Consider the following 19,139-nt stretch of genomic DNA (forward strand, 5'->3'; position numbering starts at 1 on the left):
CGGCGAGGCAGGTGGGCGGGCGCGGCTCAGGAGAGGCCGAGGGCTCCGTGGGCCATGTCGCGCAGCACGTCGTGCATCTGCGGGTCGGGCAGCCGGCCGCTGTGCGGCGTGGAGTTGAGCAGGCCGAAGAGGACGTGGGCGCGGGTGCGCGAGGCCTCCGGGCTGAGGGTGGCGTCGTGGCGGCGGATCTGTGCGGCCCACTCGTCGACGTAGGCGCGCTGCAGGGCGCGGACCCGCTCGCGGGCCTCGTCGGGCAGGCTGCTCCAGTCGCGGTCCTGGACGACGATCAGTGCGCGGTGCTCGAGGGCGAACTCGATGTGCCACTCGACGAGCGCCTCGAGCGCCGTGCGCGGGTCGCCGGCGGCCGCGACCCGGCAGCGACCCTCGGACAGGAGCGTCTCGCTGATCGTCACGAGCATCTCGGCCAGCATCGCGTCCTTGGACTGGAAGTGCTTGTAGAGCGCGGGACCGGAGATGCCGCAGGCCGCGCCGAGCTCGGCGACCGACACGCCGTGGAACCCCCGCGAGGCGAAGAGGTCGGCCGCGATGTCGAGGATCTGCTGGCGGCGGGGAGTCACGACGCCGAGGTTAGTGCCTGCTAACCCCCCCCACGGAGCCCGTGGTCCGGGAAGTGGCATGAGGCGCTCCGGCGCCTCCGTCACTGCCAGCGGAATCATGCGTTCCTCCCCGAACGTCTGGTGCTGCAGTGGGCCGCACCCCCGCAGCGGCCCACTGATCCCCCGATCCGTGCACCCGACTTTCATCGTAGATCGTAGGCGCTACACCCTTGGGAGTGAGTGGTGCCAGCACCACCATCCAGCAAAGGAACCGTCGTCACGGCGTGTCGTGACGACGGATTCGGGGGCAGGCGGTGTACGTCGCCACGCGTCGGGTGGTGCCAGCCCTAGCGACGCCCGGCCGGGCCGTGGTTACAGTGCGCGCATGTCCCGCATCCGCGTCGTCCTCGCCGAGGACGGCGACCTGCTCCGGGCGGGCGTGATGGCGCTGCTCGACGGCTACGACGACATCGATGTCGTGGCGACGGCGACGAGCCTGCCCGAGCTGCTCGCGGCGGTCGAGGAGCACCGTCCCGACGTGGTGCTGACCGACATCCGGATGCCACCCGACTTCACCGACGAGGGCATCCGGGCCGCCGGCGAGCTGCGGCACACGCACCCCGGCACCGGGGTGGTGGCGCTGACGCAGTACTCCGACGTCGAGTACGCCCTGGACCTGGTGCGCGAGGGCAGCGACGGCCGCGGGTACCTGCTCAAGGAGCGGGTGGCCGACGTCGACGAGCTGGTGGCCGCCCTGCGCACGGTGGCCGCCGGGGGATCGGTCATCGACCAGATCGTGGTCGACGCGCTCGTCGCGACCGGCACGCGCCGCCACGACTCGGTGCTCGACCGGCTGACCCCGCGCGAGCTCGAGGTGCTGGGCATGGTCGCGCGCGGGATGACCAACGCCGCCATCGCGGGCGAGCTGGTCGTCACCGACCGCGCCGTCGAGAAGCACATCAACTCGATCCTGACCAAGCTCGACCTGCCCTCCGACGCACCGGTGCACCGCCGGGTCGCGGCCACGCTGGTGTTCCTCAGCGAAGCCGGTGTCGGCGGCGGCCTTCCCCGTCGATGAGCACCACCCGGTGAGGGGCATCCTGGCGGGCTGGGACAGCCTCGACCCGGCGCTGCGCTGGCTGATGCGCATCAACCTGGTCGCGCTGACGACGGCCACGCTGCTGCTCGCGGCGGCGTACGCCCTCGGCTTCCGGCACACGTCGGTGGAGATCGACCTGGGCGTGATGGCCGTGTCGATCGTGCTGATGCTCGTCACGCCGCCGCTGTGCCGCCGCTTCGGCGCACCGGCGGCGATCGTGGGCCTCACGCTGTCCGCCCTCATCTTCGCCGTCGGTGGCACGTGGGCCACGCCCAACCTCAGCCCGCTGACGGTCCTGCTGACGATGGTGCCGCTGCTGGTGGGCTTCGCCTACCTGGGGCGGCGGTGGATCCAGGTGCTCAGCGTCGTCGCGGTGGCCGGCAGCGCGGGCGTGGCCGCCCTCGGCGAGTGGCGTCGCGCGGAGGGGGTCAACGAGGTGTGGTGGGTCAACGCCGCGGTGATCGCCGTGTCCCTACCGGCCGGGGTGGCGGTCGTGGTCTTCCTGGTGCGCCGCGCCTACGCCCGCCTCCAGGGCCAGTCGGCCGAGCTCGTCGAGTCGCGCCGCCGGGTCGTGGAGGTGGCCGACGCCGCGCGGCGCAGCCTGGAGCGCGACCTGCACGACGGCGCGCAGCAGCGGCTGCTGGCCTCGAGCGTGACCATCGAGCGGGCTCGCAAGGAGCTGAAGGCCGGGCGGCACGAGGAGGCGGCGACCCTGCTCGACCAGCTCGCCGCCGACAACCGGGAGATCGTCACCGAGCTGCGCGAGCTGGCCCGCGGCATCTACCCGCCGCTGCTCACCGAGCGCGGGCTCGTCGCCGCCCTGCAGTCGACGGCACGGCGCTCGGCGGTGCCGGTGACGCTGGACGTCGCCGACGTCGAGCGGACGGACCCGCAGGTCGAGGCGGCGGCCTACTTCTGCATCCTCGAGGCGCTGACCAACGCCGCCAAGCACTCCGGGGCCACCGAGGTGCACGTCACCCTGCGCGGTCACCCGCACCTGTCGTTCACCGTCAGTGACGACGGCCGTGGGTTCGACCGCGACCGGGTGGACGCCGGCGGGCTGCTGGGGATGGAGGCGCGGGTCGCCGCGGCCGGCGGCACGCTCACCCTCGACGCCGGGCCGGGACGCGGGACGGTGGTGCGCGGAGAGTTCGCGCCGTAGCCGTCGATGGACACCACAGGTTAACGATCGCTAACCTGACCGGGTGTCCGAGCAGCAGACCCCGACGGCAGGGGCGACCCCGACCATGCGCGAGCTCGTCGACGACCTGCGTGCCCGGCTGGCCCGGGTCCGCCAGGGCGGCTCGGAGAGTGCGCGCAAGAAGCACACCGACCGCGGCAAGCTGCTGGTCCGCGACCGCGTGGACCGGTTGCTCGACCCCGGCAGCCCGTTCCTGGAGCTCGCGCCGCTGGCGGCGTACGGCATGTACGGCAGCGGATCCGGAGCAGACGGGGACGACTACGTCGTCCCGTCCGCCGGCGTGGTGGCCGGCATCGGGCGGGTCTCGGGTCGCGAGTGCGTCGTGGTCGCCAACGACGCGACGGTCAAGGGCGGCACCTACTACCCGATGACGGTCAAGAAGCACCTGCGGGCGCAGACCATCGCCGCGGAGAACCACCTGCCGTGCCTCTACCTCGTCGACTCCGGCGGCGCGTTCCTGCCGATGCAGGACGAGGTGTTCCCCGACCGCGAGCACTTCGGCCGGATCTTCTTCAACCAGGCCAACCTCTCGGCCCAAGGGATCCCGCAGATCGCGAGCGTGATGGGCTCGTGCACGGCCGGCGGGGCCTACGTGCCGGCGATGTCGGACGAGACGGTCATCGTGCGCAACCAGGGCACGATCTTCCTCGGCGGCCCGCCGCTGGTGAAGGCCGCGACCGGTGAGGTCGTCACGGCCGAGGACCTCGGCGGGGGCGACGTGCACGCCCGCACCTCGGGGGTGGTCGACCACCTCGCCGAGGACGACGCGCACGCGCTGGCGATCGTCCGCTCGATCGTCGACACCCTGCCCGCCGCGACCCCGGCCCGGGCGCCGCGCGCGGAGGTCGAGGAGCCGCACGAGCCGGCGGAGTCGCTCTACGACGTCGTGCCCACCGACACCCGCACGCCGTACGACGTGCGCGAGGTGATCCGCCGACTCGTCGACGGCAGCCGGTTCCACGAGTTCAAGAAGCTCTACGGCGACACGCTCGTGTGCGGCTTCGCGCGGATCGACGGCTACGAGGTCGGGATCGTCGCCAACAACGGCATCCTGTTCAGCGAGTCGGCGCTCAAGGGCGCCCACTTCATCGAGCTGTGCAACCAGCGCGGGATCCCGCTGGTCTTCCTGCAGAACATCACCGGCTTCATGGTGGGTCGCGAGTACGAGAACAAGGGCATCGCCCGCGACGGCGCCAAGCTCGTCACCGCGGTCGCGTGCAGTGTCGTGCCGAAGTTCACCGTCGTCATCGGCGGCTCCTTCGGCGCCGGCAACTACGGCATGTGCGGACGTGCCTACGACCCGCGCTTCCTCTGGATGTGGCCCAACGCCCGCATCTCCGTGATGGGCGGCGAGCAGGCCGCCTCGGTGCTCGCCACCGTCCGCACCGATCTCGAGGACGACGCCGCGGTCGAGGCGTTCAAGGCCCCGATCCGTGAGCAGTACGAGACCCAGGGCTCGCCCTACTACGCCAGCGCGCGGCTGTGGGACGACGGCGTCATCGACCCCGCCGACACCCGCCGGGTGCTGGGCATGGCCCTCGCCGCGACGTCGTACACCCCGATCCCCGAGCCCCGCTACGGAATCTTCCGGATGTGATGACCATGAACACCGTCCTGATCGCCAACCGCGGCGAGATCGCCCTGCGGGTCATGCGCACGGCGCAGCGCCTGGGGTGGCGCACCGTCGCGATCCACACCGACCTCGACGCCGGTGCCCCGCACACCCGCGAGGCTGACCGGGTGGTGCGCGTCGAGTCCTACCTCGACGTCGACGCCGTGGTCGCGGCCGCGCGCGAGTCGGGTGCGGGCTACGTGCACCCGGGGTACGGCTTCCTGTCCGAGCGCGCACCGTTCGCGCGGGCGCTGGCCGAGGCGGGCATCACGCTCGTCGGGCCGTCGGCCGACGTGATGGACGCGATGGGGCGCAAGGACGCCGCCCGGGACGTCGCGGTGGCGGCCGGGGTGCCGGTCGTGCCGTCGTACTCCCTCACCGGTCCCGACGCCGTCGACCCGGCCACCTTCTCCTACCCGGTGCTGGTCAAGGCGGCCGCCGGCGGCGGCGGCAAGGGGATGCGCGTCGTGCGGAGCGCCGGTGACTACGACGAGGCCTTCGCCGCGGCGCAGCGCGAGGCGCGGTCGTCGTTCGGGGACGACACGACCCTGGTCGAGAAGTACGTCGAGTCCGGCCGCCACATCGAGGTGCAGGTCATGGGCGACACCCACGGCACGGTGCTGCACTTCTTCGAGCGCGACTGCTCCACGCAGCGCCGCCACCAGAAGGTGCTGGAGGAGGCGCCGGCCCCGACGATCAGCGAGGAGCAGCGCGCGGCGATCACGTCGTCGGCCGTCGCCCTCGCCGAGCAGTGCGGCTACACCGGCGCCGGAACCGTCGAGTTCCTGCTCGACAACGCGACCGGGGAGTTCTTCTTCCTCGAGATGAACACCCGCCTCCAGGTCGAGCACCCGGTCACCGAGGAGGTCGTGCGGGTGCAGACCGAGCAGGGGAGCGAGCGGGTCGACCTCGTCGAGCTGCAGCTGCTCGTCGCGACCGGTGCGCCGCTGCCGTTCGGCCAGGACGCCGTCACCCTCGAGGGCCACGCGATCGAGGCCCGCGTCTACGCCGAGGACTCCTTCCACGGCTTCCTGCCCCAGGCCGGCCGCACGTCGATCGTGCGGTGGTCGTCCGGTGACGGCGTCCGTGTCGACCACGCCCTCGAGCCGGAGCAGGAGGTCAGCACCTCCTACGACCCGATGCTCGGCAAGGTCATCGCCTGGGGGCCGACCCGTGAGGAGGCGATCGACGTCCTGACGGACGCTCTCGGCGAGACCGCGATCCTGGGCATCACCACCAACACGGGCTTCCTCCGCGCGCTGGCATCGTCCGAGGAGTTCCGCGGGGCGACGATCGACACCGCCTGGCTGGACCGCAACGAGGTGCCGGCACCCGACCCCGCCCTGGCGCGGGTGTTCGCCGCCTGGACCGAGGTGCTGCTCGACACCGTGCCCACCCCGGCGAGCAGCCCCGGCCCGTGGCGGGCGGACGGCTGGCGGATGGGTGCCGACCCCGCCCCGGACACGGTGGTCCTCGGCGACGACCTGGTCGTGGTCGACCGGCACCGCGGACAGGTCACCCACGCCGGCGCCACCCACGACGTACGCCTGGTCTCCGCGGCCGACCACACCGTCCACCTCCTCGTCGACGGTCGTCCCGAGCACGCGGTGCTCAACGTTCAGCGCAGCGTCGTCGACGTCGTGCACCGTGGCCAGCGGTGGGCGTGGGAACGGCCCGACCCGTTCGGCGACCACGCGGTGGCGGCCGGCGACGGCACGCTGCTCGCGCCGATGCCCGGCACCGTCCTCGCGGTCAACGTCGCCGAGGGCCAGGCCGTGGCCGAAGGTGAGACGCTGGGGGTGATGGAGGCGATGAAGATGGAGCTCGCGCTCAAGGCGCCCTTCGCCGGCACGGTCACCACCGTCGGTGCGGCCACCGGCAACCTCGTCAAGCTCGGCGCCGTCCTGTTCACGGTGGAGCCCTCCGATGACTGACCTCCCGATGACCGTCCGCGCCGACGGCCTTCCCGAGCGCGTGACGATCTACGAGGTCGGTCCCCGCGACGGCCTCCAGAACGAGCAGGCCATCGTCCCGGTGGCGGTCAAGGCCGAGTTCGTACGACGCCTCGTCGCGGCCGGCCTGCCGATCGTGGAGGCGACCAGCTTCGTGCACCCGCGCTGGGTGCCGCAGCTCGCCGACGCCGCCGAGCTGATGACCGAGCTCGGGGACGAGGGGCGCGACCTCCCGGTGCTCGTGCCCAACGAGCGCGGCCTGGACCGGGCCCTCGAGCTCGGCCTCCGGCACGTCGCGATCTTCGGCAGCGCGACGGAGACCTTCGCCGGCAAGAACCTCAACCGCACCTTCGACGAGCAGTTCGCGATGTTCGAGCCGACCGTGGCCCGGGCGCGGGAGGCCGGTCTCGACGTGCGGGCCTACGTCTCGATGTGCTTCGGCGACCCCTGGGAGGGCGCCGTCCCGATCGAGCAGGTCGTCACCGCCGGCACCCGGCTGCTCGACCTCGGCGCGAGCCAGCTCAGCCTCGGCGACACCATCGGCGTCGCGACCGCGGGCCATGTCACGGCCCTCGTCGCGGCGTTCGCCGAGGCAGGCGTCGGCACCGACCGGCTCGCCATGCACTTCCACGACACCTACGGCCAGGCGCTCGCCAACACCTTCTCCGCGCTGCAGGCGGGCATCACCACGTTCGACGCCAGCGCCGGCGGTCTCGGCGGCTGCCCCTACGCCAAGTCGGCCACCGGCAACCTCGCCACCGAGGACCTGGTCTGGATGCTGACCGGCCTCGGGATCGACCACGGGGTCGACCTCGACGCCATGGTGGCGACGAGCACGTGGATGGCCGCCCAGCTCGGCCGCCCGAGCCCCAGCGCCGTCGTACGCGCCCTCGGGACCCCCGGGTAGCCCACCGGTTTGCGGTCGTCCGGCGGGTCGCGAGCCAGCCACTTCCCGGTGGACCACCCGGCTCGGGCACAATCAGCGCCATGAGCCGTGTCGTCCACCTGCACATCGGCGCCCCCAAGACCGGCACCACCTACCTGCAGGACCGGCTGCGGCTCAACGCCGCCGCGCTGGGCCGACACGGCGTCACCGTCCCGGCGACGCGCTCGGGACGCTCGGACATCTTCCACTTCCGGGCCGCGCTCGACCTGCTCGACCAGGACTGGGGCGGCCGACCCGGGCACGCCAAGGGTGCCTGGGACGCGATGGTCCGACGGGTCGACCACGCCCAGGACAACGTGGTGATCAGCCACGAGATCCTCGCCGGCGCCAAGCCCGACAAGATCGCCAAGGCGCTCAACGACCTCGCCGGCAACGAGGTCCACATCGTCTACTCCGCGCGCGACCTCGGCCGCCAGCTGCCCGCGGCATGGCAGGAGTCGATCAAGCAGGGCCGGAAGTGGCCCTTCCGCCGCTTCCTCGACCGCTACGAGTCCGGCACGTCGTTCTTCTTCCGGCAGGCGTTCGACCTACCCGCTGTGCTGAGCGCCTGGGGCGCCAAGCTCCCGCCCGAGCGCGTCCACGTCGTCACCGTGCCGCACGACCGGGGGCCCAACGGCGACGAGCTCTGGCTCCGCTTCTGCCGCGCGTTCCGGATCGACCCGGCCTGGGCGCCGCTCGACTCCGAGCGCGACAACCGGTCGCTGGGGATCGCCGAGACCTCGCTGTTGCGCAAGCTCAACCGGCGCCTCGAGCTGGGGGTGTGGCGCGAGCCCGTGTACGACGCCCTGATCCGCGAGCTGCTCGCCCAGGAGGTGCTGGTCGCCCGCAACGCCGTGCCGGTCCGGCTCCCACCCCACCGCTTCGACTTCGCCGAGCAGCAGGGCGAGCTCTGGATCGACTGGATCAAGAGCAGCGGCATCGACGTCGTCGGTGACGTCGACGACCTCCGCCCGCGCCGGCCCGCCGAGGACGAGAAGTGGAAGGACCCGGACCGGGTGCGCGCCAAGCTCGAGCTCGGTGCCGCCCTCGATGCGTTGTCCGAGATGACGCAGGAGGCCGCCAACCGGGCCTCGACCGACACGGTCGCGAGCCGGCTCCGCGTGACCGCGCGTCGGTTGCGGGACCGGTGACCGCCTCCTCGAGCGCCACCCGACCATCGGCATCCGTGCAGGGCTGGGTCGCCCACCTCCGTGCCGGCGGTACGACGCCGTGGCTGGAGTGGACCGACCCCGCAGCCGGGGACGAGCCCGCCGCTCGCGCGCTGCCCGGCGCCCAGCAGCTGGAGCTCCTGCGCAGGATCAACCTCGCCCGGGGCGCCGGAGCGCCGGCTCGTGACCTCGGATCGGTCACCCGGCTCGCGGACCGGGTGCTCGCCGCGCCGGCCGCCGGTCGCGGCAAGGCCGACCTGCCGCTGGTCGGCGCCAGGGCCGCCGGGTTCGGCGCGCGTCCCGTCGACCCGGCCTCGGTCGACGCCCACGAGCTGCTCCGGGTCGCGAGCACGCTGCTCGCCGACGACCTCGTCGCGCTCGGTCCGGACCCGGTGCGCCGCGGGGTGCCGCGGCCGTGGCGGCGACGCTTCCGGCTCGTCGGCGACCCGGTCGTCGCCACCGCCGCGCGCGAGCACCTGCTCCGCCGCGGTCGTCCCGAGGGCGGCCCGCGGCCGTTCGTCGTGGCGGTCGGTGGGCCGCTCGACGACCTGCTCGCCCACACCTGGACGCAGCGCTGCTTCGAGCACGGCAGCAGGCCGTGGGGCGACTGGCTGCGCTTCTGGCGCGAGCGCGACCAGCTGCCCGCCCGCGTGGACCTCGACGACTCCGTACGCCGCTGGGGTGGGCGCCGGCCGTTCGTCCGGATCGTCACCGACCTCGACCACCTGCCGGAGCACCTCGGGGTCCGCCGGCTGCCTCCGGTGCAGGTGCCGGGCGCCGACCAGGCCGAGCTGGCCCGACGGATCTCGGCCGTCGTCGGCATCCGGGTGCCGGTCGCCGAGCGGCCCGCGCTGATGCGGACGCTGCAGGCCCGGATGCCCGACACCGGCGTCGCGCCCGTCGTCGTACCGGCCGCGGAGCACGAGTGGGTCGCGACGTCGGCGGCACGCATGACGCGGCAGCTGACCCGCGCTGGCTACCCTGTCGTCGGCGACGTCGCCGACCTCGCGCCGCGCGCGCCCTCGGACCGACCCGGCCCGTCCCGGCCGGCGGGACACGCGGGGGTGGACGGCCAGCAGGTGCTGGACCTGGCGATCCGGATGATCGTCGACCCGGGCTGGCGCACGGGCCGGGAGAGGGGCAGGGAGAGGAGGGTGGAGCAGTGAGCAGACGAGTGCTCCTGCACGTGGGCTGCCCGAAGACGGGCACGTCCTACCTCCAGGACGTCCTCTTCCGCAACCAGCCCCTGCTGCGCGAGCACGACATCCTCTACCCCGCCGACCGGTTCGACGCCCACTTCCTCGCCGCGCTCGACCTGATGACCCTGCCGTGGGGCGGCATCGAGACCGAGGCCGTGGGCGCCTGGGACCGGCTCGCCGCGGAGGTGCGGGACTGGCACGGCACCTCGATCGTCAGCCACGAGATCTTCGCGCGGGCCACGCCGACGCAGGTCGAGCGGGCGCTCGCCTCCCTCGGTGACGCCGAGGTCCACCTCGTGCTGTCGGTCCGCGACCTGGTGCGGCAGATCCCCGCCGAGTGGCAGGAGAACGTCAAGCACCGCAGCCACATCACGTACGCCAAGTTCCTGCGCACCATCCGCGACCCGGCCCGTGACTCCCGCATCGGGTCGTGGTTCTGGGCGGTGCAGGAGATCCCCGACATCCTCGAGCGGTGGGGCTCCTCGCTGCCGCCCGAGCGCGTGCACCTGGTCACGCTGCCTCCGCCCGGCGCCGACCGCGGCGAGCTCTGGCGGCGGTTCTCGCGGACCTTCGGGCTCGACGGGCTGCCCCTCGACCTGACCGCGGAGCGCGAGAACCCGTCCCTCGGCGTCCCGGAGACCTCACTCCTGCGCACCATCAACGAGCGGGTGACCTCGATCATCGCGCCCCCCGACTACCGACCACTGGTGCGCGAGATGCTCGCCCACCAGACGCTGTCGCGCAGCGTGACGTCGGCGCGGCTCGGCCTCGCGCCCGAGGACCACGCGTGGGCACGCGAGCTGTCGGAGCGGTGGATCGAGGTGCTCGCCGAGCGGGGGTACGACGTCGCCGGCTCGCTCGACGACCTGCTCGGCCCCGAGGCCGGCACGTTCGCCGACCCGGACTCCGCGACGGCGGACGAGCTGCTGCCGCCCGCCCTCGACGCGATCAGCGCGCTGCTGGTGGAGGCTGCGCGCCTGCGGGCGGTGGAGGAGCGGCTGCACGCCGAGGTGCGCGAGGCCCGCGAGGAGCTCGACCGGGCGCGTACGACCACGGCCTTCCGCGCCCGGCGCAAGGTGGTCACCACCCTCGAGAGCAGCCCCGCCGGCCGGGGCTCGCTCGACGCCTACCGGCGCCTGCGCGGGCGCAAGGACTGAGGCTCCCCGCCGATGGTGCAGCGGAGCGGCGGCGCACGCCCGGCCTACCTCCGGCGCGGCAGCATCTCGCGGTCGGCGTAGCGACCGACGCGCCAGGTCGCGTAGCCGTCGGCACCCATGCCGACCACACCGCCGACCAGGGGGATCTTCCGGCCGAGCGTGGTGGCCAGCCGCTTGCCGGCGACCCGCGCGACGATGTCGGTCGCGACGACCGCCGAGATGACGCGGTCGATGGTCGGGTCGTGGACCGGAGCCGTGGCGATCGCCATGGGCGTGCTGGGCAGCTTGCGGTTCCTGACCAGCTCGTGCACCTGCTCCTCGCCCAGCAGGAGGGCGAGGATCCCGTTGCGGACGCGCGGGTCGGCGAGGTCGTGACCGCGGAGGTGGGCGATCCCGGCGACCATCCGGCACTGGATGACGGCGAGCCCGGTGACGTTGGCGGGAATGGTCACCGCCATGGTGATCATGCCGCCCACGTTGGTGGCGAAGCCCTGCGCGCCCGCGATCCGGACGTTGTTCTCGATCACCTCGTGGATCGCCCGCTCGACGTCGCCGCGCTGCTCGCGCAGCTGCTTGTCCGCCGCCTGCGCGGCCGGGGCGAGCGGCCCGACGCCGTCGATCGCACGGTTGAGCGCCTCGCGCACGAAGCCACCGGTCAGCCCGGGCGCGAGCTCATTCATCCGGGGGCCGATCTGCCGCCCCACGGTCTCCTTCAGGCCCATGCCACCGATCGTACGGGCGTCGGCGCGAGATCCCTCGCCCGTCCCTCCGGGCGGGGTCGGACCGGAGACGTGGTCCCCGGACGGTGGGGTTGTTCGCTAGCGTGCGAAGGGTGCCCATCGCCCCTGCTCCGACGCCCTGGGCCTTCCCGGCGTGCTCGACGTGGGACCCCGACGACGACCTCGTCGCGCTGGGCGCCGACCTGGAGCCCGGCACGCTGGTGACCGCCTACGGGCTGGGCCTCTTCCCGATGCCGGTGACCCTCGACGGCGAGGATCACCTCGGCTGGTTCTCGCCGGTGGAGCGCGGCGTGCTGCCGCTCGACGGGCTGCGGGTGTCCCGGTCGCTGCGCCGGTCCGCCCGTGAGTTCGAGATCCGCATCGACACCGCCTTCGACGAGGTCGTCACCGCGTGCGGCAGCCCCGACCGGGCCGACGGCTGGATCACGCCGGAGTTCCGGCACGCCTACGGACGCCTGCACCGCCTCGGGTGGGCCCACTCGGTCGAGGCCTGGCGCGACGACCGGCTCGCGGGCGGGCTCTACGGGGTGAGCGTCGGCGGGCTCTTCGCCGGGGAGTCGATGTTCCACCGCGAGCGCGACGCCTCGAAGGTCGCGCTGCTGGCGCTCGTCGACCTGCTGCACGACCGGTACGCCGGGCGGAGGCTGCTCGACGTGCAGTGGCAGACCCCCCACCTCGAGTCGCTCGGGGTCGTACGCCGTCCGCGCGCGGACTACCTCGACTCGCTCCGGCGCGCCCTCGACGTGCCGCTGCCGGAGCCCTTCCAGGTGGACGACTAGGGACGCCTCACGGGAGGGTAGGCCCGATCGTGACGCGATCCCGACGGGGGACGCGTCCCACCCGAGGGAGAACCGATGACCATCCGTGCCCGCCTGACCCTGACCGGCGCCGTGCTGCTGGTCGGCACCGTCACCTCGGCCTGCGGAGGAGGCGGCGGCGCCCCGAGCGACGCGAGCAAGGACGGCTTCTGCGAGGCGGCCAACAGCCTGATGTCCGACCTGATGCCCGCTGACCTGACCACCGGCGAGCTGCCCAGCGACAAGGACATGGCGCAGGCGGTCAAGGACTGGGGCTCGCGGATGGCGGAGGTCGGCACACCCGAGGACATCTCCGACGACGCGCGCAAGGGGTTCGAGTCGGTCGTCGACCAGGCCCAGGAGATCGACGCCTCCGACTTCTCGATGGACAAGCTCGAGGACCTCGAGGAGGGCGGCGCCGACGCCTCCGCGGAGGAGAAGAAGCAGGCCGAGGCCTTCGGCACCTACCTGACCGACACCTGCGGCAACCCGATGGACGACATCGAGATGCCCGAGATGCCGGAGATCCCCGACTCGACCAGCTGACCGTCGCCGCGCCTCCCCGACGCGGCGCCCGTGGGCGACGTACGATGGCGGGCGGTGCCGCAGAGGGAGGACGCGCCATGGCGATCACGCGCGAGGGCAGGATCTGCTCCTTCTGTGGCGAACCCGGAGGACCGGGCACCGACCTGCGCCTGATCGGTGGGCTGGGTTCCCAGGTGTGCGAGCGGTGCGTCGACGACTTCCACGGCATCCTCCACGACGAGTCGCAGTGGACCGCGGCCCGCGGGCCCTTCCCGTGGGAGCGGATGGACGACGCCGAGCTGCTGGCGACGCTGCCGCAGATCCTCGCCTCGGCCGAGCAGAACACCGCGTTCGCCCACGAGTGGGTCGACCTGCTGCGCAGCCGCAACATCTCGTGGGCCGAGATCGGTCGCGCTCTCGGCGTCTCGCGCCAGGCGGCGTGGGAGCGATTCTCGCGCCGGTCGGGCGACAAGGGCGCCACTGCGTGAAACCGGCCCCATTGTCAGGGTAGACTTGACGCACGAGGTGCTGGCCGGGCTGTCACGGGGGTGGGCCCAGCCGGCACCTCCGTCGTCGTCCCGGCTACTTCAGCAGCTTGGACATCCGCCGGTCGGCCAGCGGCTTCCCGCCGGTCTGGCACGTCGCGCAGTACTGCAGGCTGGAGTCCGCGAACGACACCTCGCGCACGACGTCGCCGCACACCGGGCACTTCTGGCCGGTCCGCCCGTGGACGGCGAGGTTGCTCTTCTTCTCGCCCTTCAGCTCGCTGGCGGCGAGCCCGCTCGAGCGCTGGACCGCGTCGCCGAGCGTGGTGCGCACGGCGTCGTACAGCGTCTGCAGCTCGTCCTCGTCGAGGCTGTTCGAGGGCTTGAACGGCGACATCCGCGCCGCGTGGAGGATCTCGTCGGAGTAGGCGTTGCCGATGCCGGCCACGATGGACTGCATCCGGAGCACGCCCTTGATCTGCTTGCGCCCCTCGCGCTCGAGGATCTGCTGCAGCACCTCGCGCGTGAAGTCGTCGGAGAGCGGGTCGGGGCCGAGCCGGGCGATGCCCTCGACCTCCAGCGGGTCGCGGACGACGTAGATCGCGAGGCCCTTGCGGGTCCCGGCCTCGGTGACGTCGAGTCCGGGACGGGTCTCGAGGTCGGGGTCGTCGATGACGATGCGGGCGGCGAGGGGGTTCTTGGAGCTGGGCTTGGCCGGCAGCGCCGGCACCTCGTCGCGCCACCTGATCCAGCCGGCCCGGGCGAGGTGGATGACGAGGTGCACCCCGCTCGCGTCGATGTCCAGGAACTTCCCGTGCCGGGTGACGTCGTCGACGAGCGTGCCGTGGAGGGCGTGCAGCGGCGGGTCGAAGGTCTTGAGCGCACTGAAGGCGGCCAGGTCGATGCGGCTGATCGCCCGACCCACGAGGCGACCGCGCAGGTCCTGGGCGAGGGCTTCGACCTCGGGCAGCTCGGGCACGATGAGAGTCTAGGCAGAACGCAGGGCCCGGGGTGAGAATGGCGCATGGCACAGCCGCGCACCCCTCGCATCGGGCAGGTCTTCCTCGACCCGCGCGGCGAGGACCGGTCGCTGCGCGTCACCTGGCACCAGGAGTCGCAGCTGGTGGTGCTGTCGTTGTGGCGGGACAACGTCTGCGCCGGCACCTTCCGGCTCGGTGCCGACGAGGTGCCCGACCTCATCGCCCTGCTGCGGCTGGGACTCGACGACGCGTACGACGCCGCGCGCGAGCGCGTCGAGCGGCTCGACCGGCCGAGCGAAGCCGGCTAGGCCATCGGGCCGGGCCTCACTTCTTCGCGCGCCACTCACGCTCGAAGGGCAGCCGCCACGCGTGCGGCGCCACGAGCTGGTGGATGGCGTTCGGTCCCCACGTGCCGGGCGCGTAGGGCTTGACGGGCGGCGGGTCGTCGAGGAGCGCGGCGGAGCGGTCCCACAAGGACTCGATGCCCTCGGCGGTCGTGAAGAGCGTGTGGTCGCCGCGCATCGCGTCGAGGATCAGCCGCTCGTAGGCCTCGAGCACGTCGCCCGCGGCCTCGGTCTCCTCGGTGGAGAACTGCATCGACAGCTTCTGCAGGCGCATGCCGGGACCCGGGCGCTTGCCGTAGAAGGACAGCGACACCTTCGACTCGTCCGCGAGGTCGAACGTGAGGTGGTCCGGCCCCGCCGAGCCGACCCCGGAGTTGGCCGGGAACATCGAGCGCGGCGCCTCGCGGAACGCGACCGAGATGATCCGCTTGCCCTCCGCCATCTCCTTGCCGGTCCGCAGGTAGAACGGCACGCCGGCCCACCGCCAGTTGTCGAGGCGGGCCTCGAGCGCGATGAAGGTCTCGGTGTCGGAGTCGGGCGAGACGCCCGGCAACGAGGTGTAGCCCGTGAACTGGCCGCGCACCACGTGGCGGGGCTCGATGGGCAGGAGCGAGCGGAAGACCTTGTTCTTCTCCTCCGAGATCGCCCGCGGCTCGAGCGCCGTGGGCGGCTCCATCGCGACGAACGCGAGCACCTGGAACAGGTGCGTGACGACCATGTCCTTGTAGGCCCCGGTCGACTCGTAGAAGTTGGCGCGCTGGTCGAGCCCCAGGGTCTCGGGGATGTCGATCTGCACGTGGTCGATGAAGTTGCGGTTCCAGATCGGCTCGAAGAGCCCGTTGGCGAAGCGGAACGCCAGGATGTTCTGCGCCGCCTCCTTGCCGAGGAAGTGGTCGATCCGGAAGACCTGCGACTCGTGGAAGGTCTCGTGGACCCTGGCGTTGAGGTCGATCGCGCTGCCGAGATCGGTGCCGAACGGCTTCTCCATCACCACGCGTGCACGGTCGACCAGCCCGGCCTCGCGCAGCATCTCGATGACCGGCAGCGCGGCCTTCGGTGGCACCGACAGGTAGTGCAGGCGGCGTACGCCCTCACCGAGCGCGTCCTCCGCGCGGGCGACCGCGGCCGCCAGCGCCTCCGGGCCGGCGGACTGCGGGACGTACGACAGGTTGTCGTCGAAGGTGTCCCACTGCTCCGGGGTCAGCTCGTGGAGGCCGAACTGCTCTACCGCCTCGCAGGCGAACGCCCGGAACTCGGCGTCGCCCATGTCCTCGAGCGACGTCCCGACGATGCGGATGTCGGGGGCGAGGTCGGAGAGCACCAGGTGGGCCATCCCCGGGAGCAGCTTGCGCCGGGCGAGGTCGCCGGTGGCACCGAAGAGGACGATGACGTGCGGGTCCACCCGCTCCTGCGCGTAGCGGGAGGAGCTGCGCGGCTCGGCGGGGTAGGAGATCGTCTGGGCGGGCGGCGGCAATGACGAGTCGGTCACGACCCCGATGTTTCCACCATCGCGGTGACTCGCCGACTATCCGGCAATCTAAGGCATGGCCTAGATTGCCGAATAGGGTCGGATCGTGGACCCGATCCGGAACCCCTACGCCCCCGGCGCCGGCCAGCGCCCGCCCGAGCTCGCCGGCCGCGACGAGCAGCTCGCCGCGTTCGGCGTCGTCCTCGAACGGGTCGCCAACGGCCGTCCCGAGCGCAGCCTCGTGCTCACCGGGCTGCGCGGCGTCGGCAAGACCGTCCTGCTCAACGCGCTGCGGGGCGCGGCCGTGCGCAAGGGCTGGGGCACCGGCAAGCTCGAGGCTCGGCCCGGCCAGGGGCTGCGACGTCCGCTGAGCAGCGCGCTGCACCAGGCGGTGCGCGAGCTCGGGCACCGCGACGAGGAGTCGGTCGACCACGTCCTCGGCGTGATCAAGTCCTTCGCGCACCGCGACGCCGGCGCGGGAGCGAGGCTCAAGGACCAGTGGAGCCCCGGCATCGACGCCGCCGCCGTCCGCGGTCGCGCCGACTCCGGCGACATCGAGATCGACCTCGTCGAGCTCTTCACCGATCTCGGCGGACTGGCCGCCGACGTGGGCAAGGGCATCGGGATCTTCATCGACGAGATGCAGGACCTCGGCGCCGACGACGTGTCCGCACTGTGCGCCGCCTGCCACGAGCTCAGCCAGTCGGGCCTCCCCGTCATCGTCGTCGGTGCCGGCCTCCCGCACCTGCCCGCCGTGCTGAGCGCGAGCAAGTCCTACAGCGAGCGGCTCTTCCGCTACCAGCGCATCGACCGGCTCTCCCGCGAGGCCGCCGACCGCGCGCTCGAGGCGCCCGCCGCGGACGAGGACGCGGCGTACGCTGCGGACGCACTGGCCGCGATGTACGACGCCACCGGCGGCTACCCCTACTTCATCCAGGCCTACGGCAAGGCCGTGTGGGACCTCGCACCGCGCTCGCCGATCACCGCCGCCGACGTGGCCGTCGCCGCGCCCGAGGCCGAGTCCGAGCTCGCCGTCGGATTCTTCGGCTCACGCTACGAGCGCGCGACGCCGGGGGAGCGCGACTACCTGATGGCGATGGCCGACGTCGCGCTGGCCCAGGCCGGCTCCGGGGGCGACGAGGACTCCGTCCCCAGCTCCGACGTCGCCGCGGCCCTCGGCAAGAAGCCGCAGTCGCTCTCCCCGGCCCGCGACTCGCTGCTCAAGAAGGGCCTCGTCTACTCCGGCGAGCGGGGCCGGATCGCCTTCACCGTCCCACACTTCGGGCGCTACCTCCGCGAGCGCGGTTAGCTGTCCGCCCCCTCCCCGCCCGAGCGGTGCGTGACGCAGGTTCTGGAGCGCGAAAACGTGTCTGACGCACCGCCCGGCGACCGCCGTTCACCGAGCGGTGCGTCACGCAGGTTCTGAGGCGTGAAAACGTGTCTCACGCACCGCTCAGGAGACGGGCGGTGGCGTCCGGAACTGCGGCGGCAGCTCCTCGAGGAGTCGGAGCCAGAGCTCCGAGGCGGTGGGGTACGACGGCACGGCGTGGCGCAGCACGTGCACCGGGACACCGCCGGTGATGGCCACGGTCGCCGCGTGGAGCATCTCCCCGGCCCCCGGGCCGACGAAGGTGGCGCCGAGCAGCAGGCGGGTGTGGGCGTCGACGACCAGCTGCGAGTCGCCGGCGACGTGGTCGCGCAGCAGGCTGGTGCCGGCGGCCGAGGCGGTCGGGACCCGGGTCACCACCACCTCGTGACCGGCGTCGCGGGCCTGGGCCTCGGTCAGCCCGACGCTGGCGACCTCCGGCTCGGCGAACACGACCTGGGGCACCGGCGCCTCGCGGTCGGGCTCCCACGCGACCTCGCCGGCGGCGCGGGACGCGATCCGGACGCCGACCACCCGGGCCTGGTGCTTGCCCCAGTGGGTGAGGGGCGGGCCACCGGTGGCGTCACCGACGGCGTACAGCCACTCGGGCAGCCGGCCGCCGGTGACGTGGTCGGCCGTCAGGTCCACCGACGACAGGCCGATGTCGTCGAGCCGCGGGCTCCGGCCGATCGCGAGCAGCAACTCGTCGGCCTCCAGCTCGCCGTGGGTGGTGGTCAGCGTGACCGGGCCGCCGTGGACGCGCCCGGTGCCGGTGGCCTGGGCGTCCGAGCGGCGCACCGCCTCGACGGAGGTGCCGAGCAGGACGGTCACACCCCGCTCGCGCAGCCCGGCGAGCACGGCCTCGCCGGCGAAGGGCTCGGTCCGGGCCAGCAGCTGGTGACCGCGCACGACCAGGGTCACCGACGATCCGAGCGCGGCCATCCAGGTCGCCGCCTCGCACGCCACGACCCCGCCGCCCACGACGACCAGGCGCTCGGGCACGTCCACCACGCCGGTGGCGTCGCGCGAGTCCCACGGCAGCGCGTCGGCGTACACCTCGGGGACGTGCGCCGCGCTGCCGGTGGCGATCACCACGGCCCGCCGGGCCCGGACGAGGACGTCGCCGTCCGCCGACGAGACCCGCACCGTCCGCTCTCCGGTGATCCGCGCGTCGCCGCGCAGCACCGCGAGGCCGACGCCCTTCGCCCAGTCGACCTGGCCGGAGTCGTCGTAGTGCGAGACCCACGTGTCGCGGCGCTCGAGCAGTGCCTTGGGCGCGACGTGTGCCGTCGAGACGCCCGGCAGGTCGGCCGTCACGTCGGCCACCGCGATCGGGCGCAGCAGCGCCTTGCTGGGGATGCACGCCCAGTAGCTGCACTCACCGCCGAGCAGCTCACGCTCGATCAGGACCGCCGTCATCCCGGTGCCCTCCACGGCGTACTGGGCGGCGTTCTCCCCGGCGGGGCCGGCACCGATGACCACGACGTCGTACTCCACTGTCTCCATGCCGGGACCCTACGGGTGCCGGACGTCGATGCGTGCTCCGCTTGCCCGTTCAACTAA

General features: G+C 72.9%; 18 protein-coding genes. 13 read left to right on the top strand and 5 right to left on the bottom strand.

Translation table 11 applies throughout. The features are described 5' to 3' along the window. Positions 1-26: 26 nt before the first annotated feature. The gene (locus ACFQW6_RS14075) at positions 27-578 is read right to left on the bottom strand and encodes a TetR/AcrR family transcriptional regulator (RefSeq protein ID WP_378546257.1); all 552 of its coding nucleotides are present in this window, start codon (positions 576-578) and stop codon (positions 27-29) included. 373 nt (positions 579-951) lie between these two features. On the opposite strand from ACFQW6_RS14075, the gene ACFQW6_RS14080 reads away from it, so the two are divergent. The 8 genes from ACFQW6_RS14080 to ACFQW6_RS14115 all read left to right on the top strand — a co-directional run bounded on the left by ACFQW6_RS14080 (position 952) and on the right by ACFQW6_RS14115 (position 10,871). After that, positions 952-1,635, top strand: a complete 684-nt coding sequence (locus ACFQW6_RS14080; RefSeq protein ID WP_378547568.1) for a response regulator — start codon at positions 952-954, stop codon at positions 1,633-1,635. 10 nt (positions 1,636-1,645) lie between these two features. After that, entirely contained in the window at positions 1,646-2,818 is a 1,173-nt protein-coding gene (locus tag ACFQW6_RS14085) for a sensor histidine kinase (protein WP_378546260.1), read from the top strand. An 85-nt stretch (positions 2,819-2,903) separates the two neighbouring features. Continuing rightward, on the top strand, positions 2,904-4,454 hold the full coding sequence (locus ACFQW6_RS14090) for a carboxyl transferase domain-containing protein (protein WP_378547571.1): 1,551 nt from the start codon (positions 2,904-2,906) through the stop codon (positions 4,452-4,454). Between the two features lie 5 nt (positions 4,455-4,459). Then, complete coding sequence (locus tag ACFQW6_RS14095) at positions 4,460-6,403, top strand: acetyl/propionyl/methylcrotonyl-CoA carboxylase subunit alpha (RefSeq protein ID WP_378546263.1); 1,944 nt, start codon at positions 4,460-4,462, stop codon at positions 6,401-6,403. Continuing rightward, entirely contained in the window at positions 6,396-7,328 is a 933-nt protein-coding gene (locus ACFQW6_RS14100; protein ID WP_378546266.1) for a hydroxymethylglutaryl-CoA lyase, read from the top strand. Before ACFQW6_RS14095 ends, ACFQW6_RS14100 begins: the two co-directional genes overlap by 8 nt. 80 nt (positions 7,329-7,408) lie before the next feature. Further along, complete coding sequence (locus ACFQW6_RS14105) at positions 7,409-8,497, top strand: hypothetical protein (RefSeq protein WP_378546269.1); 1,089 nt, start codon at positions 7,409-7,411, stop codon at positions 8,495-8,497. Between the two features lie 35 nt (positions 8,498-8,532). Next, positions 8,533-9,681: a hypothetical protein gene (locus ACFQW6_RS14110; protein ID WP_378546272.1), complete on the top strand. Its 1,149-nt coding sequence runs from the start codon at positions 8,533-8,535 to the stop codon at positions 9,679-9,681. Next, positions 9,678-10,871, top strand: coding sequence for a hypothetical protein (locus ACFQW6_RS14115; protein ID WP_378546274.1), 1,194 nt, complete (start codon positions 9,678-9,680; stop codon positions 10,869-10,871). Before ACFQW6_RS14110 ends, ACFQW6_RS14115 begins: the two co-directional genes overlap by 4 nt. A 44-nt stretch (positions 10,872-10,915) precedes the next feature. Here the strand turns inward: ACFQW6_RS14115 and ACFQW6_RS14120 are convergent, their stop codons facing one another. Continuing rightward, positions 10,916-11,593 carry an EcsC family protein gene (locus ACFQW6_RS14120; protein ID WP_378546277.1) on the bottom strand — a complete coding sequence of 226 codons (678 nt, stop codon included), beginning with the start codon at positions 11,591-11,593 and terminating at the stop codon, positions 10,916-10,918. A gap of 110 nt (positions 11,594-11,703) precedes the next feature. Here ACFQW6_RS14120 and aat point away from each other — a divergent pair, with 110 nt between their 5' ends. The 3 genes from aat (at position 11,704) to ACFQW6_RS14135 (ending at position 13,421) form a co-directional block, all read left to right on the top strand. Beyond that, positions 11,704-12,390 carry a leucyl/phenylalanyl-tRNA--protein transferase gene (gene aat, locus ACFQW6_RS14125; RefSeq protein WP_378546280.1) on the top strand — a complete coding sequence of 229 codons (687 nt, stop codon included), beginning with the start codon at positions 11,704-11,706 and terminating at the stop codon, positions 12,388-12,390. 75 nt (positions 12,391-12,465) lie between these two features. Then, positions 12,466-12,954 carry a hypothetical protein gene (locus tag ACFQW6_RS14130; RefSeq protein ID WP_378546283.1) on the top strand — a complete coding sequence of 163 codons (489 nt, stop codon included), beginning with the start codon at positions 12,466-12,468 and terminating at the stop codon, positions 12,952-12,954. A 77-nt stretch (positions 12,955-13,031) separates the two neighbouring features. Next, positions 13,032-13,421: a hypothetical protein gene (locus ACFQW6_RS14135; RefSeq protein ID WP_378546286.1), complete on the top strand. Its 390-nt coding sequence runs from the start codon at positions 13,032-13,034 to the stop codon at positions 13,419-13,421. Positions 13,422-13,515: 94 nt separating this feature from the next. Here the strand turns inward: ACFQW6_RS14135 and ACFQW6_RS14140 are convergent, their stop codons facing one another. Further along, complete coding sequence (locus ACFQW6_RS14140; protein ID WP_378546289.1) at positions 13,516-14,397, bottom strand: Fpg/Nei family DNA glycosylase; 882 nt, start codon at positions 14,395-14,397, stop codon at positions 13,516-13,518. 45 nt (positions 14,398-14,442) lie between these two features. On the opposite strand from ACFQW6_RS14140, the gene ACFQW6_RS14145 reads away from it, so the two are divergent. Next, entirely contained in the window at positions 14,443-14,706 is a 264-nt protein-coding gene (locus ACFQW6_RS14145) for a hypothetical protein (RefSeq protein ID WP_378546292.1), read from the top strand. 16 nt (positions 14,707-14,722) lie between these two features. Here the strand turns inward: ACFQW6_RS14145 and zwf are convergent, their stop codons facing one another. Then, positions 14,723-16,231: a glucose-6-phosphate dehydrogenase gene (gene zwf, locus ACFQW6_RS14150; protein WP_378546295.1), complete on the bottom strand. Its 1,509-nt coding sequence runs from the start codon at positions 16,229-16,231 to the stop codon at positions 14,723-14,725. Between the two features lie 85 nt (positions 16,232-16,316). On the opposite strand from zwf, the gene ACFQW6_RS14155 reads away from it, so the two are divergent. Continuing rightward, positions 16,317-17,519: an ATP-binding protein gene (locus ACFQW6_RS14155; RefSeq protein ID WP_378546298.1), complete on the top strand. Its 1,203-nt coding sequence runs from the start codon at positions 16,317-16,319 to the stop codon at positions 17,517-17,519. Between the two features lie 144 nt (positions 17,520-17,663). Here ACFQW6_RS14155 and ACFQW6_RS14160 read toward each other — a convergent pair whose 3' ends face one another. Continuing rightward, complete coding sequence (locus tag ACFQW6_RS14160) at positions 17,664-19,082, bottom strand: dihydrolipoyl dehydrogenase family protein (protein ID WP_378546301.1); 1,419 nt, start codon at positions 19,080-19,082, stop codon at positions 17,664-17,666. Positions 19,083-19,139 lie beyond the last annotated feature (57 nt).

It is taken from the genome of Nocardioides sp. GCM10028917 (assembly GCF_042666175.1).
Classification (GTDB): domain Bacteria; phylum Actinomycetota; class Actinomycetes; order Propionibacteriales; family Nocardioidaceae; genus Nocardioides.

Coding starts and splice junctions, on each gene's coding strand:
- ACFQW6_RS14090 (WP_378547571.1), top strand. CDS start 2,904: ATGCGCGAGCTCGTCGACGACCTGCGTGCCCGGCTGGCCCGGGTCCGC.
- ACFQW6_RS14095 (WP_378546263.1), top strand. CDS start 4,460: ATGAACACCGTCCTGATCGCCAACCGCGGCGAGATCGCCCTGCGGGTC.
- ACFQW6_RS14100 (WP_378546266.1), top strand. CDS start 6,396: ATGACTGACCTCCCGATGACCGTCCGCGCCGACGGCCTTCCCGAGCGC.
- ACFQW6_RS14105 (WP_378546269.1), top strand. CDS start 7,409: ATGAGCCGTGTCGTCCACCTGCACATCGGCGCCCCCAAGACCGGCACC.
- ACFQW6_RS14120 (WP_378546277.1), bottom strand. CDS start 11,593: ATGGGCCTGAAGGAGACCGTGGGGCGGCAGATCGGCCCCCGGATGAAT.
- ACFQW6_RS14130 (WP_378546283.1), top strand. CDS start 12,466: ATGACCATCCGTGCCCGCCTGACCCTGACCGGCGCCGTGCTGCTGGTC.
- ACFQW6_RS14135 (WP_378546286.1), top strand. CDS start 13,032: ATGGCGATCACGCGCGAGGGCAGGATCTGCTCCTTCTGTGGCGAACCC.
- ACFQW6_RS14145 (WP_378546292.1), top strand. CDS start 14,443: ATGGCACAGCCGCGCACCCCTCGCATCGGGCAGGTCTTCCTCGACCCG.
- ACFQW6_RS14160 (WP_378546301.1), bottom strand. CDS start 19,082: ATGGAGACAGTGGAGTACGACGTCGTGGTCATCGGTGCCGGCCCCGCC.